21 protein-coding genes are annotated in these 19,957 nt (G+C 44.0%); 15 read left to right on the forward strand and 6 right to left on the reverse strand.

Going from position 1 to position 19,957, the window contains the following annotated elements; genetic code table 11:
- The first annotated feature begins 141 nt into the window (after positions 1–141).
- The 6 genes from N773_RS0103650 to N773_RS0103675 all read left to right on the forward strand — a co-directional run bounded on the left by N773_RS0103650 (position 142) and on the right by N773_RS0103675 (position 6,003).
- Positions 142–708, forward strand: coding sequence for a flavin reductase family protein (locus N773_RS0103650; RefSeq protein WP_043537766.1), 567 nt, complete (start codon positions 142–144; stop codon positions 706–708).
- 136 nt (positions 709–844) lie between these two features.
- The gene (locus N773_RS0103655) at positions 845–1,135 is read left to right on the forward strand and encodes a hypothetical protein (RefSeq protein WP_024856506.1); all 291 of its coding nucleotides are present in this window, start codon (positions 845–847) and stop codon (positions 1,133–1,135) included.
- A gap of 35 nt (positions 1,136–1,170) precedes the next feature.
- Positions 1,171–3,120: a fructose-bisphosphatase class III gene (locus N773_RS0103660; protein ID WP_024856507.1), complete on the forward strand. Its 1,950-nt coding sequence runs from the start codon at positions 1,171–1,173 to the stop codon at positions 3,118–3,120.
- A gap of 189 nt (positions 3,121–3,309) precedes the next feature.
- Entirely contained in the window at positions 3,310–3,600 is a 291-nt protein-coding gene (locus tag N773_RS0103665; RefSeq protein WP_024856508.1) for a hypothetical protein, read from the forward strand.
- An 11-nt stretch (positions 3,601–3,611) separates the two neighbouring features.
- Positions 3,612–4,889 (forward strand): replication-associated recombination protein A, encoded by a 1,278-nt coding sequence (locus N773_RS0103670; protein WP_024856509.1) that lies wholly within the window; start codon positions 3,612–3,614, stop codon positions 4,887–4,889.
- Positions 4,882–6,003 (forward strand): M50 family metallopeptidase, encoded by a 1,122-nt coding sequence (locus N773_RS0103675; protein ID WP_024856510.1) that lies wholly within the window; start codon positions 4,882–4,884, stop codon positions 6,001–6,003. The genes N773_RS0103670 and N773_RS0103675 overlap by 8 nt, the downstream gene beginning before the upstream one ends.
- A gap of 52 nt (positions 6,004–6,055) precedes the next feature.
- Here N773_RS0103675 and N773_RS0103680 read toward each other — a convergent pair whose 3' ends face one another.
- The gene (locus N773_RS0103680; RefSeq protein WP_024856511.1) at positions 6,056–6,973 is read right to left on the reverse strand and encodes a S1 RNA-binding domain-containing protein; all 918 of its coding nucleotides are present in this window, start codon (positions 6,971–6,973) and stop codon (positions 6,056–6,058) included.
- Positions 6,974–7,420: 447 nt separating this feature from the next.
- Here N773_RS0103680 and N773_RS0103685 point away from each other — a divergent pair, with 447 nt between their 5' ends.
- Positions 7,421–8,278 (forward strand): fibronectin type III domain-containing protein, encoded by an 858-nt coding sequence (locus N773_RS0103685; protein ID WP_242840346.1) that lies wholly within the window; start codon positions 7,421–7,423, stop codon positions 8,276–8,278.
- An 83-nt stretch (positions 8,279–8,361) separates the two neighbouring features.
- Here N773_RS0103685 and N773_RS0103690 read toward each other — a convergent pair whose 3' ends face one another.
- From N773_RS0103690 to N773_RS0103710, 5 genes are read right to left on the reverse strand one after another with little or no spacing between them, the layout of a single operon-like run.
- Positions 8,362–9,240, reverse strand: a complete 879-nt coding sequence (locus N773_RS0103690) for a ComEA family DNA-binding protein (RefSeq protein WP_024856513.1) — start codon at positions 9,238–9,240, stop codon at positions 8,362–8,364.
- 3 nt (positions 9,241–9,243) lie between these two features.
- Complete coding sequence (locus tag N773_RS0103695; RefSeq protein ID WP_024856514.1) at positions 9,244–11,499, reverse strand: glycoside hydrolase family 3 C-terminal domain-containing protein; 2,256 nt, start codon at positions 11,497–11,499, stop codon at positions 9,244–9,246.
- A gap of 21 nt (positions 11,500–11,520) precedes the next feature.
- Positions 11,521–12,015, reverse strand: coding sequence for an immunity 42 family protein (locus N773_RS0103700; RefSeq protein WP_024856515.1), 495 nt, complete (start codon positions 12,013–12,015; stop codon positions 11,521–11,523).
- A 5-nt stretch (positions 12,016–12,020) separates the two neighbouring features.
- A complete protein-coding gene (locus N773_RS0103705) occupies positions 12,021–12,470 on the reverse strand; it encodes a YaiI/YqxD family protein (RefSeq protein WP_024856516.1) in 450 nt (149 codons plus the stop codon).
- Positions 12,470–13,075, reverse strand: a complete 606-nt coding sequence (locus N773_RS0103710; protein WP_024856517.1) for a hydrolase — start codon at positions 13,073–13,075, stop codon at positions 12,470–12,472. The genes N773_RS0103705 and N773_RS0103710 overlap by 1 nt, the downstream gene beginning before the upstream one ends.
- Positions 13,076–13,271: 196 nt before the next feature.
- Between N773_RS0103710 and N773_RS0103715 the strand changes: the two genes are divergently transcribed.
- The 8 genes from N773_RS0103715 to fmt all read left to right on the forward strand — a co-directional run bounded on the left by N773_RS0103715 (position 13,272) and on the right by fmt (position 19,927).
- Positions 13,272–13,919 (forward strand): HAD family hydrolase, encoded by a 648-nt coding sequence (locus N773_RS0103715; RefSeq protein ID WP_024856518.1) that lies wholly within the window; start codon positions 13,272–13,274, stop codon positions 13,917–13,919.
- A 125-nt stretch (positions 13,920–14,044) separates the two neighbouring features.
- On the forward strand, positions 14,045–14,932 hold the full coding sequence (locus N773_RS0103720; RefSeq protein ID WP_024856519.1) for a YicC/YloC family endoribonuclease: 888 nt from the start codon (positions 14,045–14,047) through the stop codon (positions 14,930–14,932).
- Positions 14,933–14,944: 12 nt separating this feature from the next.
- Entirely contained in the window at positions 14,945–15,199 is a 255-nt protein-coding gene (locus tag N773_RS0103725; protein WP_024856520.1) for a DUF370 domain-containing protein, read from the forward strand.
- Positions 15,192–15,842, forward strand: a complete 651-nt coding sequence (gene gmk, locus N773_RS0103730) for a guanylate kinase (RefSeq protein WP_155250922.1) — start codon at positions 15,192–15,194, stop codon at positions 15,840–15,842. Before N773_RS0103725 ends, gmk begins: the two co-directional genes overlap by 8 nt.
- Entirely contained in the window at positions 15,835–16,041 is a 207-nt protein-coding gene (rpoZ, locus tag N773_RS0103735) for a DNA-directed RNA polymerase subunit omega (protein WP_024856522.1), read from the forward strand. The genes gmk and rpoZ overlap by 8 nt, the downstream gene beginning before the upstream one ends.
- An 18-nt stretch (positions 16,042–16,059) precedes the next feature.
- The gene (gene priA / locus N773_RS0103740; protein ID WP_024856523.1) at positions 16,060–18,513 is read left to right on the forward strand and encodes a replication restart helicase PriA; all 2,454 of its coding nucleotides are present in this window, start codon (positions 16,060–16,062) and stop codon (positions 18,511–18,513) included.
- A gap of 14 nt (positions 18,514–18,527) precedes the next feature.
- Complete coding sequence (gene def, locus N773_RS0103745; protein ID WP_024856524.1) at positions 18,528–18,998, forward strand: peptide deformylase; 471 nt, start codon at positions 18,528–18,530, stop codon at positions 18,996–18,998.
- The gene (fmt, locus tag N773_RS0103750) at positions 18,995–19,927 is read left to right on the forward strand and encodes a methionyl-tRNA formyltransferase (protein WP_024856525.1); all 933 of its coding nucleotides are present in this window, start codon (positions 18,995–18,997) and stop codon (positions 19,925–19,927) included. The genes def and fmt overlap by 4 nt, the downstream gene beginning before the upstream one ends.
- Positions 19,928–19,957: the final 30 nt, after the last annotated feature.

The raw sequence follows: 19,957 nt of genomic DNA on the forward strand, positions 1-19,957 counted from the left end.
CAATTTTAACTAAATGTACATATCAAATATATCCAAAATTTTGTTTTTGATTTAGTTTATTATTACAATTGTACTTGACAAATAAAGCTAAATTTAGTATAATGTCAATAATGAGTTTTCATAAAAAAGTTTTAATAGGAGATGATTATATTGAAGATAGATGTTGAAAAGGGGTTCGTTACTCCGCTGCCTGTTTTTATTATTGCGACCTATAATGCCGAGGGTAAGCCCAATGCCATGAATGCAGTCTGGGTGGGACAGATCGGCAGCGATATGATCTCTATCAGTCTGGGAGAGCATCCAAGTACCGAAAATATCAAGCTGAACCGTGCTTTTACAGTCAGCTATGCAACTAAAGATTACACAGCAGAATGCGATTATGTGGGTATAGTGTCTTTTAATAAAGAACCCGAAAAGCTTAATAAGGCAGGCTTTACTGTTACTCCTTCTAAAAAGGTGAAAGCGCCCATCATCGATCAGCTTCCTGTTGCTATCGAATGTGAAGTAGTAGATATCATGCAGGAGTATGGAGAGACCAGAGTTACCGCGAAGATAGTTGGTATGGTTGCAGATGATTCCGTTATGACAGGAGATAAAGTTGATCTTTCAAAGCTTCAGCCGATCATGTATGATTCCTCTGCCAAGACATACAGACTTATCGGTGAAAATGTCGGCGGCGCATGGGACGCAGGCAGAAAATTCATGTAATTTAACTATTCCGCGGCAGATGTTTTTCTGCTGCGGTTTTATAATTTATAATCTCTTTTTTCTTCTGCTAAAACAGGCCGGTCAACGGTTGAATTTATTAATTCAGAGTGGTATAATTATAGTGGAGGCTGATATTATGAAAGAGCGCATAAGAAGCTATACTGATATCGTCAGTTTTGATGATGACGGCATAACTTTTTCTTCGGGTGACAGGATAATATTCTCCGAGTGCGGTGAGGACAACTGTGTAGCCGAGAGGGATATCTATGCAAAACCGCCTTATATTGAATTTTATACCGCTGACAGACATACAAAGGTCGTTTTTGACAGAACGGGTCTGTTAAGTCAAACAGTCAATGAGCGAGAATTTATAAAACTACAGTCTATAATCAACGAAGCCGGCTATAAAAGTTATGACCTCAGCTAGCAGCCCCGAATAATTCATAAGAGAGTGTGACATAAATGGATAAGAAATATTTACAGCTCCTTTCCAAGGAATTTCCGAATATAGATAGTGCCGCAAGTGAGATAGTAAATCTTTCTGCGATACGCAGTCTGCCAAAGGGTACGGAATATTTTTTCAGTGATATGCACGGAGAGTATGAAGCTTTTCTGCATATGCTTAAAAGCGCATCGGGCATGATAAAGATAAAGATAGACCTTACTCTCGGAAAGACAGTTTCTTCCGCTGAAAGGGAAGCACTTGCCGCGCTTATTTATTATCCCGACAAGGAACAGAAGCGTCTTAAAAAGGCAGGTCTGCTTACAGATGAATGGCGAAGCCTTACTATCTACCGTCTTATAATAGTATTGGAAGCTGTTTCTGCTAAGTACACTCGTTCCCGAGTGAGAAACAGTATCCCACAGGATATGGTCTATATACTTGACGAACTTTTGAATGTCACTGATGATATTGTGAAGGATTATTACTACGATGTGATAATCACCACGATACTCGATACCGGAATAGCCGACCATTTTATAAAGGAACTTTGCAAGGTGATACAGTCTCTCGCCATCGACAGTCTGCACATTATCGGAGATATTTTTGACAGAGGTCCCCGTGCTGACATCATCATGGACGAACTGATGAAGATGCATGATGTGGATATACAGTGGGGCAATCACGATATTTCATGGATGGGTGCGGTTTCGGGCAACAGGGCGCTGATAGCAAATGTTATACGAATATCTATGAGGTATAACAACTTCGATATCCTTGAAGACGGCTACGGTTTGAATCTTCGTGCCCTTGCGGTTTTTGCCAGTGAAGTTTACAAGGATGACCCCTGCACCATATTTATGCCCCATACTCTTGATGATAATATCTACGACCCGGTCGATACTCAGCTTGTGGCTAAAATGCATAAGGCGATAACCATAATACAGCTGAAGCTTGAAAGTCAGCTGATAAAGCGTCATCCTGAATGGGGTATGGACGACCGAGAATTGTTCAGCAATATAGATACCGAAAAAGGCACTGTCAAACTTGGTGGAAAGACCTATGAATTTCTTGATAAGAATTTTCCCACGGTCGATAAGGCTGATCCTCTTGCACTTACCGACGAGGAAAATGAACTTATGACCGTGCTTGCAAACTCTTTTATGCACAGCGATAAACTTTGTGAACATATGCGTTTTCTGTACACAAACGGTTCAATGTACAAGACCATCAACGGCAATCTTCTGTTCCATGGCTGTATCCCACTTGATGAAAAGGGTGAACTGCTTTCTGTAAAGATAGAGGGCGAGGAATACTCGGGCAAGGCGCTTCTTGATAAACTTGACGAAGTTGCCAATAAAGCCTATTTTCTGCATAGCGGTGATGAAAAGGAAAATTCTGCCGATCTGCTTTGGTACTTGTGGTGCGGACCTCGTTCGCCACTTTACGGAAAGGACAAGATGGCTTTCTTTGAAAGATATTTCATAGATGACCATGATCTTCACACTGAGAATTATAATGCATATTATCAGTTTTCCGAGAATGCCGATGTCTGCATGAAGATACTTGAAATGTTCGGGCTCGATCCCGAAAAAGGTCATATCATCAACGGCCATGTGCCTGTGAAGATAAAGAACGGCGAAAGTCCCGTAAAGGCTGGAGGAAAGTTGTTTGTTATAGACGGAGGTATATCAAAGGCTTATCAGAAAGCGACAGGGATCGCGGGATACACCCTTATTTGTGACAGCCACAGTCTTAATCTTGCGGAGCACAAACCGTTCATCGCAGGGGAGAGTGAACACACTCCTACTCTCCATCTTGTGGAGCGCTTCGATCATCGTGCAAACATCTGTGATACCGACAGGGGAGAAGAACTCCTGGCGAAGATAAATGATCTTCGTGAACTGCTGAAAGCGTACCGCTCCGGTATTATAAAGCAGAAAAAGGATATTGACAGAAGAACATTGTGATGTATACTATTAAAATAGTATAATGTAATAGGCGTATAAATATAACCGAAAACCGACTTCGCAGGCAGTGAGGTCGGTTTTCGGTTATGTGTTGTATTTTGTGAAAAAATATGTTATAATATGGTTCAGCGTAACTGTTGAAAAAACGGCATAAACGATTATTTTCTTAATGAGGCGGGAGGTCTTGAGATGGAAGAATTGATAAAACAGTTCCTTGCGGATGAGGTCACTGAACTGACCTACAACGAACTTTGGCATTTTGTAAAATCGAATTCTATACTTCACGGTTCCTTTGAGGGTCAGAATCACATAGTGATGAAGATATCCTCGGGGCAGTTTATTATATACCATATTAATATAGGCATGGAGAATACCAAGTATCAGCCTGCGGTAATGGTAGCGAGAAATTATCTGCTGAAAAAGATAAACAGTCGCGCCTACGAACTGAAACTGCCTGATATACAGAATGTTTTTGATTAGGAGAATGAATGATGAGTATACCACTGGCTGAAAGGATAAGACCAAAATCCCTCGATGAGATAGTTGGTCAGTCCCATCTTATGGGTGAGGGCAAGCCGCTGAGACGCATAATCGAGAGCGGCACCATACCAAATCTTATTTTCTATGGTCCCTCTGGGGTAGGCAAGACTACCATAGCGCGGTTTATCGCTGAAAACGCCAATATGACCATGTACAAGCTCAACGGCACATCAGCATCGGTTGCGGATATCAAGCAGATAATCGCTGAGACCGAGATGATAGGCGGTATGAACGGCATATTGCTGTACCTTGATGAGATACAGTACCTTAATAAAAAGCAGCAGCAGTCATTGCTTGAATATATCGAGAACGGAAAGATAACGCTGATATCTTCGACTACTGAAAATCCCTATTTCTATGTGTACAATGCTATAATCAGCCGTTCTACTGTTTTTGAGTTCAAGCCGGTTACTCCTGAACAGATCAGCCCTGCGATTAAGCGGGCTTTTGACCTTATGGCGCAGGATATAGGCACGGAGGTCATGCTTGAGGAGGGCGTTGTCGAGCATATTGCGCGGGGCTGCGGCGGTGACGTGAGAAAGTCTATCAACACAGTGGAGCTTTGTGTGTTATCGGCAGAAAACGGCGCAAAAGGGGAACTTCTGGTCAAGATGGATACTGTCCGTGAACTCACCCAGCGCAGCAATATGCGTTATGACAGGGAAGGCGATGAGCATTACGATATCCTTTCGGCACTGCAAAAATCTATACGGGGTTCTGATGAGAATGCAGCGATACATTATGCGGCAAGGCTTATCGAAGCGGGGGACATCATATCCCTCTGCCGAAGACTCCTGGTCATCGCCAGTGAAGATGTGGGGCTTGCTTATCCGATGGCTGTTGTTATAACGAAATCCTGTGTGGATTCGGCTTTGCAGCTGGGTCTGCCCGAGGCGCGTATCCCTCTTGCGGAAGCTGTTATAATGCTTGCGACCTCGCCAAAATCAAACAGTGCTTATATGGCTATGAACAACGCATTGGAAGATGTAAAGAACAGCGGTCCGCTGGATTTTCCGCGCCACCTGCAAAACAAGCATTTTGATGGCGCAGACGCAAAGGTCAGGGGTCAGCATTACCTGTATCCCCATGATTATCCTGATCATTGGGTTAAGCAGCAGTATCTTCCCGATGCGCTGAAAGACCGCGTCTACTATGAATACGGCGAAAATAAAACGGAACAGGCGGCTAAGGCTTACTGGGCTAAGATCAAGGGAGACAAGAATGGCTGATAATAAAAGAAAAAACAGTTCAAAGCTGCTGTTAATGGCGATGGGCGGTATAGTCGGTGCGGTGGCAGGATTTTTAATGATGAAGTACCTGGTCAATAGCGACAGCAATGCAAGCGGCGGAGAAAAACTGCTTAATGCATTTGTGATATTAATATCGCTGACAGTTACTTACTTTCTTGGTATAATCATACATGAAGCGGGACATCTGGTAATGGGTCTGCTTACAGGGTACAAGTTTGTATCATTTCGTATCGGTTCGTATATTCTGGTAAGACAGAACGGTAAATTCGCAATCAGGAGATTTGCCGTAGCGGGAACAGCGGGTCAATGTCTTATGACGCATGATATTGTGGAAAAAGATGAAGACATACCTTATTTCTGGTATAACTTCGGCGGTGTGCTGTTTAATCTGGTATCCGCTGCTTTGCTAGGGCTGGTCTATCTGAATACGTCGAGCAGACTGCTTGCTACGTATTCGGTGATCGGTATGTTCGTATATTTATACCTTGGTATTATGAATATTCTGCCGCTGAAAAAATTCGGGCTGGCTAATGACGGTTCTAATATTTTAGAATGTTACCGAGATCCCGGCGTGCGTCGTCTGATACTTGATGTTCTCATTATCAATGCCGAACAATCGCAAGGTAAAACACTTGACAGTATGCCCGATGAACTATTTGAGATCAGGGACGGCGATGATTCCATAAGTGCTGTCAGCATTAAATTGTTCCGTGCTGCAAGAGAACTGGAAAGAGGAAATTACGAATCGGCAAAAGCCATATACAGGGAGATACTGGAAAAGAAAGACCTTGTGGAGTTATTAGTCAAGGAAACTCAATGCGAACTGATGTTTTGCTGTATTATGACAGGTGAACCTGCCAAGGTAATTGATGAACTTTATGATGATGAACTTCAAAAATACATACAGCGATCAGCTAAGTTTTTGCTTAGCAGACAGCGATTGATGTACGCATACTATTATATATATAAGCAGGATAAAGTCAACACTGACAAGGTATATAACTTGGCATTAGATATGGCAAAGCAGAATTATAATCTTGGCGATGCCAAAGCTGAAATGGGTATCATAGAGCATATCAAGGAAAATTACTGACACAAAAAATGCGGAGAAATCGGCTTTTTCTCCGCATTTTTTCTTTTTACGTTCAGAAGATCGAGACCATTGTTTTGCTGCTTTCCTTGGTTGAATACTCCCATTTGTTAAGTCTGCCCGAACTAATGAAGTAATTAATTTTACTTGGAAAACAAAGATTTTCAAATACATCAACTATAATTAATTTAACCTTCATTTTTTCGGGTATCAAGGCTTTTATGTATACACTTGCCGCCTGTCCTGCTGACACTCCATCTTTGGGTTCCGCAAGGCCTGCGAGGTTCGGGGCAAGTTCAATGAAAATGCCGTATGGTTCCACTGAACGTATAACTCCGCCCACAGTTTCCCCTGCGGAGAATATTGAAGCATTCTGCTGCCATGTGCCGAGAAGTTCCTTGTGGGTAAGACATATCCTTTCACCGGAGATATTCTTTACAGCGGCGTAAATATCCTGACCGTTGAAAAATCGGTCATTCGGGTGAGATATTCGGGATACCGATATTGCGTCTATGGGTATCAGGGACGGCAACCCGCAGCCGATATCAACAAAAGCCCCGAATGGTTCCAGATGTGTGACCTTTGCCGGGATAACATCACCACATTGAAGCTTTGATATGTATTTTTCGAGACATTCTTCCTGTGCCGCACGGCGGGAGAGTATTGCTGTAACGCCTTTTTCATCAGTTATGATATCATTGACTTTGAAGCAGACGGTCTTGTTTACCCGCGAAAGCAGTGCTATATCTCTTGTTGTTCCTTCTGATATACCGACGGCGCCTTCTGTACGGGGGATAATGCCTTTTCCAAAGGGCAGCTCCACCACAAGATCGTGTTCTGTTGTACACATAACAGCGTGTCCTTCAAGTATGATACCTTTAGCCATTGCTTCTGCCATATGGTCTGCACTTTGGATATAAAACCTGTTTTCAGGTGAGTTGAACACCTTTCCCTCGGGTAGGTATTTTGTCATTAATTTGCACCTCTTTCTCTTGCGGCCGTTTATCGGTCACTATCTGTTGATGTTTTTATCGGTCTGCGATACAAAATCTTGATCCGCTGTATTATACTATGCAAAACTGCTTAAATTAATCACATTAACTTGTAGGATAATTGTGTAAAATGATAGTATTTTTTGTCGTACGCTTGACAAATTCAGATCGATGTGATACACTAGGTGCATTGTTTGTAATCAATTCGTAATTTTTGATGTAAAACGCGATATTTACGATTACAAATCGTTACAGAAACAGCTTTATACTGTGGATCTTTTTTGGAGACAACAAAAGGATCGTTTATGGCATAAGCTGACTAAATAACGAAAGGGTGTGAAACGGCAGGTTTTTCGACGGGATAAAGATAAACCGGACGTTAAGCCGTGTCAGATTTGGAAATGAGTAATATAAACAGAAACAGGTTTATGGTGAATTTGAAGAAAATAGCAGTTATCGTGATGACGCTTGCTGTCGTGTTCGTTATGACGGATATGTCTGGTATCAAAGCTTCGGCTTTGTCTTCAGCAAAGGCTGCAGTTCCAAAGTTTGCAGCTGAAAAGACCTATGAGTCTTCTTATACTCATCCGTACAACAAGCAGATAGATACTATAACTCTCCACTGGGGCAAGACCAAGGGTGCCAACAGGTATCAGGTATATGTCAAGGGTGGAAAGTACAAGAACTGGACAAGATACTGCACAACAACCAACAACGTTGTATCTGTTAAAAAGCTCTCTCGTGCAACAGAGTATAAATTCAAAGTAAGAGCAGTATATTCTGGCAATACTTATTCTTCTTTCTCTCCTGTACAGACTATACGCACTGCACGTATGAACTATGACAAGGCAGGCTGGGAAGCTATGTGCCGTATAGTTTATCATGAGGTCGGCAGGATCAATGACAATATGTGGGATAAGCCCATCGTTTATGTTTCAGACTGTGTAGTTAACCGTTATGTTTCGGCTAAGTACTGCAACGACCCCCTGTGGACTCCTTTCTACAAGAATTATAATAATATCCAGTCCATAATCTACCAGAGCGGCGGATTCATGTCGGATTACGGTCTTACCAGAGACGGCTGCAAGTATAGTAACGTAGCTGACAAGTGCAAGGTAGCTGTCTGGGGCGCTGTTTACGGAACTCCTTCCTACAAGGGCATCAAGAATGATTACAGTGTTTACTACTGGTGCAACAGAAGCTACTACACCAGCAGCAACAAGATAGCTTATTCTTTCAAGATACCGTGGGGCTATTTCTCCATCTGGAGGACCTACTGGGGATAATATGAATACTGACGTTCCCGTTGATCGGGAACGTTTTTTTGCAAAAAGAACCCGCGGATAAGGCGCATCCGCGGGATTTGTGTTTATTCAAGTAAAATGAATTCTTTCATTTCAGAGAGTTTAATCTTGCTGATGCCATCGACATACAAGAGCTGAAGAGCGTTTTCGTACTTTCCGCCAAGTTGTTCCCGTATCTCCAGGATCTTTTCTGCAAGGTCTTCATCTATCAGCAGACATTCCATCAGTTCTTCTTTATCTGCTTCATTGATGTTGACGGGTTTTCGTTCTTTGACGGGTGGTTCTGTTTCGGTTAATGTTGATGAGTCTGTTATATCTTCGGGAGGCTCGGTGACTGTTGTTTCAGGCGGGGGAGTTTCCGCAGGTACAGTGGTATGTATTTCGGTTGTCGTATCCGGCGGGGGAGAATAGTCTGCATCATCTACATAAAGATATTCAGATAGCACAGCAAGTTTACTTTCACCGATGCCTGATATCTCAAGAAGCATTTCCATGTAGGTTATCACGCCAACTCTGTTTTTAAGATCAAGTATTGCCCTTGCCGTGCCTTCGCCTATGCCGTTGATGGCAAGAAGTTCATCGTAGGTCGCAAGATTGATGTCGATAGGAAAGCTGATCTCCGATGTTTCTTTGGTCGGCTTTGTTGTTCTTGAAGTTTTGACCTTAGTGGTCTTTGAAGTTTTAGAAGTGGTCTGCTTGGTTGTCTTTGCTTCAGTCACTTTTGATGTCTTTTTTGTGGTGATACTTTTGCTTTTCTCGGTCTTCAACTTACTGCTCTCATCTTGTCCGATAGTATTTTCAGTTCCCGAAGTGCTGTAAATGATAACTCTCTTGCTTTCCTTTTTATCCAGCACTGCGGAAACGGCAGCAGATATCAGCAGCGCTGCTGCCAGCACCGCGTAGATACCGTATTTCTTTGCTTTTTCCCGCAGTTCGTTATTCATTGTTTATCCCTCTAACATTCCATTAAGTTTGTCAAGCATCTCCTGCAGCCATATCCTGTTTATTTCGGGTCTGCTGTCATAAGTTATCAAGCATCTGAGCGGTGATTCCCTTATCATCGCCATAGCCATGTCCATTCCTATCCCGCTTCCTGAAATATCGAACATACCACGGCATATCTTTTCGATAAATCCACCGAAGACATCGCGACCCTCACTGCACGAAAGAACATCGCTCACAGTACTGTTGAAAGTGAATTGTACAGGCAGTTTGTTTTCACTGTTGACGTATACCGAGCCCGAAAGCCTGATATCTCTTGAAGAAGCACCTATCATTATCTCAAATTCGCCGTATTCAACGAACCAGTCGTTTATCGCAGTTTCGTAGTAAGCAAAAGCTCTTTTGTCAAGGCTAAAAAATACTTTCTTTGTCTCGCCCGGTCTAAGGCTTACTTTTTCAAACCCTTTGAGTTCTTTTACGGGTCTTGCTACCGAGGATTCCTTATCGCTCACATAAAGCTGAACTATCTCCATACCCGCCCTGCTGCCTGTGTTTGTGATGTTGCAGCTGACTGTCAGTGTTTTATCATCGCTTATTTCGTTTTCTGAGATAACAAGGTCGCTGTACTCGAAAGTGGTGTATGAAAGCCCGTAGCCGAAGGGGAAGCGGACTTCCATCTTCTTTTTATCGTAGTATCTGTATCCTACGAATATGCCCTCTCTGTAATTCAGTTCATCGCCTACTCCCGGGAAATTCAGGTAAGAGGGATTATCTTCCAGTTTCATGCACCAGCTTTCAGCCAGCTTGCCGCTTGGTACTGCTTCACCGAAAAGAAGGTCGCAGGTAGCTTTACCGATAGCCTGTCCGCCGAGATAAACTTCCAGCAGACCTTTGATTTCATCGAAGAAAGGAAGTTCAACGGGTGCACCATTGTGCAGAACAACAACGATATTCTTGTTTACTTTGCTGACTTCTCTTATAAGTTCCAGCTGACACTCGGGCATTCTCATATGTGATCTGTCAAAGCCTTCGGATTCAAAGCTGTCAGGCAAGCCTGCAAAGATAACTACCTTGTCATTGTACTTAGCACATTCCACTGCTTGTTCAAGCAGTTTTGGGTCGGTCTTGTCCTCGTAAGTTATATAGCCCTGAGCGTATTCCACTTTGCAGAATTTCTTTGCGGCTTCAAGCGCAGAAGTGACTTTGAAAGAATTTATATGCGAACTTCCGCCGCCCTGATACCTTGGCTTGTCTGCAAACTCACCGATAAAGCATATCTTGTCTTCATTGCTGAGGGGGAGAATATCATCATCGTTTTTCAGAAGCACTGCGCACTGTTCGGCTATCTTTGCCGCAAGTTCGTGATGTGCTTCCATATCCCATTCGGTGGGAGTGCGACTTTCTTCGGATTTATCCACAAGTTTCAGCACACGTTCAACGCATTTATCCAGGGCTTCCATGCTGAGCTTTCCGCTGTTGACGGCGTCAACTATCAGCTTGTCGTTCTTGCCGAAGCTTGCGGGCATTTCAAGGTCAAGACCTGCTTTGATGCCTGCAACTCTGTCATCGACTGCGCCCCAGTCGCTCATTACAAGACCATCGTAGCCCCAGTCGTTTCGCAGAACATCTGTCAGCAGCCATTTATTCTGTGCGGAATGATATCCGTTTATCCTGTTGTAGGAACACATGATAGTCCAGGGTGAAGCCTGCTTTACAGCACCCTCAAAGGCGGCAAGATAGATCTCGCGGAGAGTTCTTTCGTCTATTCTTTCGTTTACTGTCATTCTGCGGGTCTCCTGATTGTTTGCCGCGAAATGTTTCAGCGAAGTTCCGACTCCCTTGCTCTGAACGCCTTTTATCTGTGCGGCTGCCATCTCGGTTGCGAGATATGGGTCTTCTGAGAAATACTCAAAATTTCTGCCGCAAAGGGGAGAACGCTTGATGTTGCAGCCTGGACCCAGTATAACAGAGACCTTTTCTGCCTGACACTCTTCACCAAGTGCTTTGCCCATAGCGTTCAGCAGATTTCTGTCAAATGAACAAGCAAGAGCTGTGGCTGACGGAAAGCATACGGCTTTTATGGCTTCCTGCGGGTTGGAAGAATCTTCTGCGTTCTTTCTGAGCCCGTGGGGGCCGTCAGATACCATTATCTGTGGTATAGCCAGTCTTTCGATTGCTTTTGTGTGCCAGAAATCTGCTCCGGAGCACAGGCTTGCTTTTTCTTCGAGTGTAAGTTCTTTGAGTATTTTTTTGATGTTCATTCATTAGACCTCCGTTTCGTTTCAAAATGTATGATAAAATTTTACAAGTTCAGCTATCGTATCAAAATACTTTTGGGCGGACATTTCGATCTCGTCGTGGTATAAAAGTTTATCGTCCTGCCATCTGCCTGCCATGATCTTTATGTTATCGCCGTCGGATATTATGAAAATATTCCACCTCTCATCGGTTATCTCCTGAAAGGGGATAAGAAAAGAAAGGTCGTACAAAGCGTCGTAGTCTTTACCGTGGGTACGTTCAGCCATTACGGTGAAAAGTGTTTTACTGTCACGGTGATAGAGTTCTCTGTCTATCACGGGCTTTTTCATAGCTGAATTATCTGCCAGAAGATCATATAATTCAGTGCTGAGAGTTGTTGTTCTTACATTTTTGGGATAAAGTTCACTGTTCATCATCATGAACATGAAGCCGTTTTTGATAGTGCCGTCTTCCCATTCGGGTATACGTTCAATGAAAAAACCGAAATCGCAGGGAAATTTTACATCACCGATGAACATTCTGTTTATCCGTCCTTTCCGAGCGTTTCTGTGATCAGCTTTTCAAGTTCCGCCTCGAATTCCTTGTCGTTATCGCTTGTGCGCTTTGCCGGACCTTTCAGGTGTTTGCCGCTTCTTTTGAGTTTTTTTGCGATATGCCTTGACATCAGCAGGGAGTCGATATTATCACTGTTATACACAAGTCCGTTCTGGTTTATGGCATAAGCCTTTTTAGCCAGACACATCGCAGCCAGACCGTAATCCTGAGTTATGGCGATGTCGCCTTTGTTCATAAGGTTTACAAGTGCGAAGTCGGCGCTGTCGGCACCTTTGTCAACGGTAATGACCTCTGCATCATACCTTGAAAATTCGTGGGCTGTATCGCAGACTATCGTTACGGGGATATGGTGCTTTTTCGCTGTATCGAGAGTAAGTCGAACTACGGGACAGCCGTCTGCATCAATGAAGATACGCATCAGTTGCTTTCCTCGCCCTCTAGGTAGAAAGTCGCTTCCATATCAGCGATATGTGTAGCTACAGCCAAAGGGAACATCCCAAGTGCCTGACCGATAGTATTTACGTTTTCTTCGCCAGAAAAGCCCATATGCCAGCGTATCGCCATAGCTTCCTCGCGGGTAAGTCTCATATAGCTGCTGACTATGTAAACGGATTTTTCTCCGTGTCCGTACGGGAGAGTGTCGTGATACTCATAGTAGGGGACTTTCTCCCACTGACCGGTTACATCGTTCTTTTTGTTGCGGGTGCTTACCCTATAAAGGTTTACTTTGCAGATGTCGTGCAGAAGTGCGACTATCGCTATGCTTTCATCGGGATAGTCCATGCCGTAAACGTCCTTGACCCTCGCCCTTTCAAGATAATCTTTCAGACAGTCGTAAACATTCAGGCTGTGTTCACACAGTCCGCCCTCGTAGGCGCTGTGATATTTGGTCGAAGCAGGTGCTGTGAAGAAGTCGCTGTTTTCACTCAAAAGATAGGTTAGCAGCTTGTCTGCGCCTTTTCTTGTGATCTTTTCATTGTATATCTCAACGAACCTCGCTTTGTTTCCTTCTGGATTTGCCATAGTTTTACCTCCATTGTGAAAAATCTACAATTTACTGTTTCTATTATAACATATTTTTAGAGCGTTGAAAAGACTTTTTTCAAATTTTTTCACAAGTGATGATGTTTTTTGTATCGATATGTGTTATGATATAATAAGAGTTTGTATGCTGTTCTACAATGAACGAAAACAGTTATTTCATCACGGAGGTGCAGATATGAAAGATTACAAGGCTTATATTTTTGATTTTGACCTGACCCTTGCTGATTCTTCAAAGGGAATACTTGAGTGTTTCAGACATACGCTGAAACATTTCGGCTATAAAGTTCCCGATGATAAAGCGATATACAACACCATCGGTCTTACTTTGCAGGATGCATTCGATATCCTTACCGACACTCCTATGAACCCGAAACGCGATGAAATGAGAAAGGTGTATGTGGAAAAGGCAAACGAAGTGATGTCGGCTCATACATATTTTTACAAGGATACATTGCCGATACTTGAAAAGCTTCGGGCGAACTATATCAAGACTGCCATTGTATCCACAAAGATGAGATACAGGATAGTTGAATCCTTTGAAGTTCAGCTTGGTGTACATCCTTACGATGTCATTGTTGGGCTTGAGGACGTATCTGCACCTAAGCCTGCCCCCCAGGGGATAGAAAAAGCTATTGAGATACTCGGTGTTACGAAAGACGAAGTCTTATATGTTGGTGACAGCTATATAGATGCCGAAACAGCAGTAAATGCGGGTGTAGACTTCGCTGCTGTGACCACAGGTCCGACAGACAGGGAGACCTTTATGCGCTATCCGAATATCGCCATAGGCAGCAGTCTGACGGAGGCACTTCCTGAATTGTGAATTTGATGTAAAAATAATCATAAAGTTTTATTAAAAAACCTTGCTTATTTGGACAGGAAATGCTATAATATAATTTGAATATTAGGCTTTGAAATAATTCACGTTCAGGGAAAGGAAAGCTGATAATGGTAAAAAGTATGACAGGCTTCGGCAGAGAACATATCGTTGCCGAGGGCAGAGAGATCATTGTTGAGATCCGTTCGGTTAATCACAGATACTACGAATTCACCTCCAGGACTCCCCGCGCTTACGGATACCTTGACGAAAAGCTCAAGTCTTTTCTGAAAAGCGGCATATCAAGGGGCAAAGTGGAGGTCTCTGTATCTATCTACAATCAGGAGGGTACAGATGCCGAGATCGAACTGAACAAGTCGGTTGCTAAGGGTTATCTTGACGCACTGAGAGGTGCTGCGGATGAACTTAACCTCAGCGACGATCTTACTCTTGCAAATATCATGAAGCTCCCCGATATATTCACCGTGGTAAAGAAGACCGAGGATGAAGAAGTTATCTGGGCGCAGGTAAAAGGTGTTGCGCAGGTGGCTCTTGACAGATTTGTTGAGATGCGTGAGACCGAGGGTAAAAAGATGTATGACGATGTCAGCTCACGTCTTGATTTCATCGAAAAGACTGTGGGTGAAATTGAAGAACATCAGCCATCTGTGGCAAAAAGTTACAGTGACAGACTTTATGACAAGATAACCGAGACACTTAACAGTGTTGGTCTTGATAATATCGACAAACAGCGTATACTCACCGAAGTTGCTATATTTGCCGATAAGGTAGCTATCGATGAGGAGACCGTAAGACTGAGAAGCCATATCTCTCAGTTCAGAGATCTTATTGCTTCTGATGAACCTGTTGGCAGAAAGCTGGATTTCCTCGTACAGGAAGTCAACAGAGAAGTCAACACCATCGGTTCAAAGGCTAACGACCTTACTATCACAAAGAAAGTCGTTGACCTCAAAGCTGAGATAGAAAAGATAAGAGAGCAGATACAGAACATCGAATAAGCAGGTGATCTCATGCAGCTGATAAACATAGGTTATGGGAATATGGTTTCAGCATCGAGAGTGATAGCCATAGTTGCTCCCGATTCCGCGCCGATTAAAAGGCTTATACAGGAATCCCGCGACAAGGGCACGCTGATAGATGCGACCTACGGCAGAAAGACAAGGGCTGTTGTTATTATGGACAGCGACCATGTTGTACTTTCGGCTGTATCTCCCGAAACAGTATGCGGCAGGGCTGCCGAAGAGGAGGTTGAAGATGATGGATAAGATGGAAAAGAGAGAGCCCAGGCTGATGATAGTTTCAGCTCCTTCGGGCTGCGGCAAGGGAACTATAATGGAGAGAGCATTCAAGGAAAACGAAGTGTTCTATTCCGTTTCCTGCACTACGAGAGGTCCCAGACCCGGTGAGGTTCCGGGTAAGAGTTATCATTATATCACAACCGAAGAGTTTGAGAAGATGATAGCAGAGGACAGTTTTCTTGAATACGCAAAATACAATCAGACCTATTACGGTACACCCAGAAAGCCTGTTGAGGAAAACCTCGCGGCTGGTAAGGATGTTATACTTGAGATAGAGACTCAGGGTGCTTTTAAGGTAAAGGAATTAAGACCCGAGGTATCCTCGCTTTTCATTCTTCCGCCGTCCATAAAGGAGCTCAGAAGAAGGCTCCACAAGAGGGCGACTGAGGATGAAGAAACTATCGAGAAGCGCGTTGCACAGGCAGCGGGCGAGATAGCTCAGGCTGATAAATATGACTATGTGATCATGAATGACGATCTTGATCCGGCTGTTGAAGACTTCAAGGCTGTTATTGATGGTATAAGGGGCGAGCGCGAACCTGCTGTAAGGTTCAGCCCTAAAAATGAAGAAATAAAAAATATGATACGAGAGGTGCTTGAAAATGCTTAGACCGGCAGTATGTCAGATACTTAAAAACAATGAGAGCTATTATTCACTGGTGATAGCTGTAGCAAAACGTGCAAGAGAGATAACAGATGAGGCAAGCAAGAACGAGAAGATCCTTGAAGAAAAGCCTGTTAAGACTGCAGTTGATGAACTCGCGGCTGGTGAATACAAGATAATAGAGGATCCATCACTCAAAAACTGATAGCGGAGGTCTGTTGATATGGGAGACAGGGAGACTGTTGCGTATGTGGCGCTGAGCCATGCAGCTTACAGCTTTGATGGCGAATACAGCTACCTCGTTCCCGAACGATACAGACAGGTACTCAAGGCGGGAATGAGGGTGCTGGTATCCTTTGGCCGCGGAAACAACAGGGTGATAGGTCTTGTTACAAGACTTGGAGATGACGATGATAACAAGCATAAATTGAAGCCTGTTATATCTGTCATTGATAAGGAAAGCCTTGTTACCGATGAGATGATGAAGATCATCTACTGGCTGAAAGAAAATACTTTCTGCACCTATTATGATGCATTTAAAAGTGCCGTGCCCACGGGATTTTCGTATAAAGTCGATATGCATTTCGCACTTGTGAATACTTATATCGACCGTGAGAGCCTGAGTGCCGAAGAAGCAGAGATAGTCGGTTTTCTTGAAAGCTGTGACGATGCTGCGGAGATTGACAAGTATTTCGACTTGAAAGCCAATCCTCAGCGAAAAAAGCCATTGGATACACTGATAGACAAGGGCTATGTTGAAGAAGTACCTAGCTTCAAGAGGAAAGTTGGCGACGACAGCGTTAAAATGGCTGTGCTCAATGATGGATATGAGGACGCCGATCTTACACCCAAGCAGAAAAAAGTTGTGGAGCTGCTGGAAGAAAGCGGTTCGGCATCGGTAAAAGAGCTTTGCTATATGACGGGCTGTACTTCCACTATCATCAAAAGGCTTTGTGAAAAAGAAGTTCTTCGCGTATATGAGCAGGAAGTTCTACGCAATGCAGTAGGTGAACTGGGTGATAGGGAGAGTCCGGAGGATATCGTTCTTAATGATGAACAGAAGATGGCGTATAACGGCATAATGTCCCTTATACGAGCAGGAAAGCCAGCAGGTGCGCTACTTTACGGCGTAACAGGCAGCGGCAAGACTTCTGTTTTTATCAGGGTCATCGACAGTGTTGTCAAGATGGGAAAAACAGCGATAATGCTTGTTCCCGAGATATCTCTTACCCCTCAGATGCTTGCGAGATTCAAGGTGCTATTCGGCGAGAATATCGCTCTTTTACATTCATCGTTGTCACTTGGACAGCGCATGGACGAATTCAAACGAATAAAGCGCGGCGAAGCGAGGATAATAATCGGAACAAGAAGTGCTGTATTCGCACCTGCAGAGAATATCGGTGTGATAATAATGGACGAGGAAGGCGAACAGTCTTATAAATCCGACTCTAATCCTCGTTATCACGCAAGAGATGTGGCCATACAGCGCTGCGGTCATAACGGAGCACTTCTTCTCATGGCTTCTGCGACTCCTTCACTGGAAACATTCTATCATGCACAGAAAGGAAGATTCCATCTTTTCACGCTCGCACACAGGTACAGTGATGCCGCTTTACCTAAGGTCGAGATAATAGATATGCAGACAGAATCAGCCGAGGGCAATGACAGCCTGATAAGCCGAAAACTTGCTGATAAGCTGACCGAAACCCTGAAAAGGGACGAACAGGCGATACTTCTGTTGAATAGGCGTGGTTTCACGACCTATGTCAGCTGTGCAAGCTGCCGACAGCCTGTTGTCTGCCCAAAATGCAATATCCCGCTGACTTACCACAAAAAGAACGACAGGTTCATGTGCCATTACTGCGGTTATACTATGGATAATCTTGCGGTGTGCCCGTCCTGCGGTTCTGATAAACTGAGGTCGAGCGGTGTAGGTACACAAAGGGTAGAGGATGAACTTGCAAGGATTTATCCCGATGCAAGGATACTACGCATGGACGCTGATACAACTTCATCGCGATACGCTTACGAGGAAAAATTCAAGGCTTTTGAGAACCATGAGTATGATATCATGCTTGGTACGCAGATGATAGCTAAGGGACTGAATTTCCCGAATGTAACGCTGGTGGGAGTTATCTCACTCGATAAAGCGCTGTTTACCGGGGATTTCAGAAGCTACGAGAGGACATTCTCTCTGCTGACTCAGGTTGCGGGAAGAAGTGGACGTGGCAGTAAACCCGGGTCTGCCTACATACAGACTTTTGTGCCAGATCATTATGTCCTGAATCTTGCGGCTGAACAGAATTACGATGAATTCTACGCTGAAGAGATCGCATTGAGGCAATCGCTTATCTATCCGCCATGCTGTGATATCTGTGTTATAGGTTTTTCCGCTGTAATGGAAAGCAGAGCGATTGCCGCGGCTGACCATGTGACAGCATTTATAGCAGAATATCTGCGTAAGAACAAGGTTGATTTTCCACTGAGGGCGATCGGACCCGCGCCATGTACTCTTGAAGTCATAAACGGCAGATTCAGGTACAGGCTGATACTTAAATCAAAAAACACAAGGTGTTTCAGGCAGATGATAGCAGCTGTGCTGAAAGATTTTGGTGATAACAAGGACTTCAAGGAAGTCCGTATATATGCTGATATCAACGGTGATATCGGTCTTTAGAAAGGAAAGTGTATATGGCTGTCAGGAATATACTGAACAAAAGCGATGAAACTCTGCATAAGGTCTGCCGACCCGTGGAGAAGTTCGATGAAAAGCTGTGGACATGGCTGGACGATATGAAAGAGACTCTTGCCAAGGCAAACGGTGTTGGTCTTGCTGCACCTCAGGTTGCTATCCTCAGACGTTTCTGCATCATCGACGTTGGCGACGGCAATGTTTATGAGCTGATCAATCCTGAGATTATTGAGAAATCCGAGGAGACACAGAGAGTTCTCGAGGGATGTCTGTCCTGTCCCGGTGAGTGGGGCTATGTTACCAGACCTATGACTGTAAAATTCAAGGCGCAGAACAGAAACGGCGAATGGTATGAAATGGAAGTCAGTGAGCTTTTTGCTCAGGCTGTATGCCATGAGACCGCCCACCTTGACGGTCATCTGTTCACCGAGATAGTTGAAGAATTTGTTGAGGTAGATGAACAGCAATGAAGATAGTATTTATGGGTACTCCGGATTTTGCAGTGCCTTCACTGAAAGCGCTTTATGAAGCGGGACATGAAGTTCAGGCAGTTTTCTGTCAGCCCGATAAGCCCAAGGGCAGGGGTATGAAGCTAGTGGCTCCGCCTGTAAAGGCTTTTGCAATTGAAAAGGATATCCCTGTTTATCAGCCGAACAGTCTTAAAAACGGCGGTGAGGAATTCATTAAGGTTCTGAAAGATCTTGCTCCGGAATGCATCGTTGTTGCGGCATACGGAAAGATACTTCCAAAGTCAGTGCTTGATATACCTAAGTTTGGCTGCATCAACGTGCATGGTTCGCTTCTTCCTAAATACCGTGGTGCAGGTCCCATACAGTGGGCTGTGCTGAATGATGAAAAGACCACGGGCATCACCACGATGCTCATGGGCGAGGGTCTTGATACAGGCGATATGCTTCTGAAAAGTGAGACCGAGATAGGTGAGAACGAAACTGCTGCCGAGCTTTTTGACAGGCTGGCGGATATGGGTGCTGAGCTGATAGTTGAGACCCTTGAGAAGCTGGAAAAAGGCGAGGTAACGCCTGTTCCTCAGAATGAGGATGAAGCTTCATATGCGCCTATGCTGACGAAGGAGCTTTCTCCTATCGATTTCACCAAGACTGCGAGAGAAGTTCATAAGCAGATCTGCGGACTTTCCGACTGGCCCTGTGCGACTACACTCATTAACGGGAAGAGACTAAAAGTTTATCATTCTGAGATTGTAGATGGTAATTCGGATAAACCAGCAGGAACTGTAGTAAAGGCAAAAGACTTGACGATCGCTTGTGGTGAAGGTCTTGTAAGATTTACAGAAATACAGGCTGAAGGCTCAAAAAGAATGCCAACGGCCGATTACCTCAGAGGTAAGCCGATAGCTGAAGGAACTGTGCTGGGAAAGTGACAAGTAAGATAACTTGATTGTTGGAGGATA

The organism is Ruminococcus albus AD2013 (assembly GCF_000526775.1).
In the GTDB taxonomy this organism is placed as follows: Bacteria; Bacillota; Clostridia; order Oscillospirales; family Ruminococcaceae; genus Hominimerdicola; species Hominimerdicola alba_A.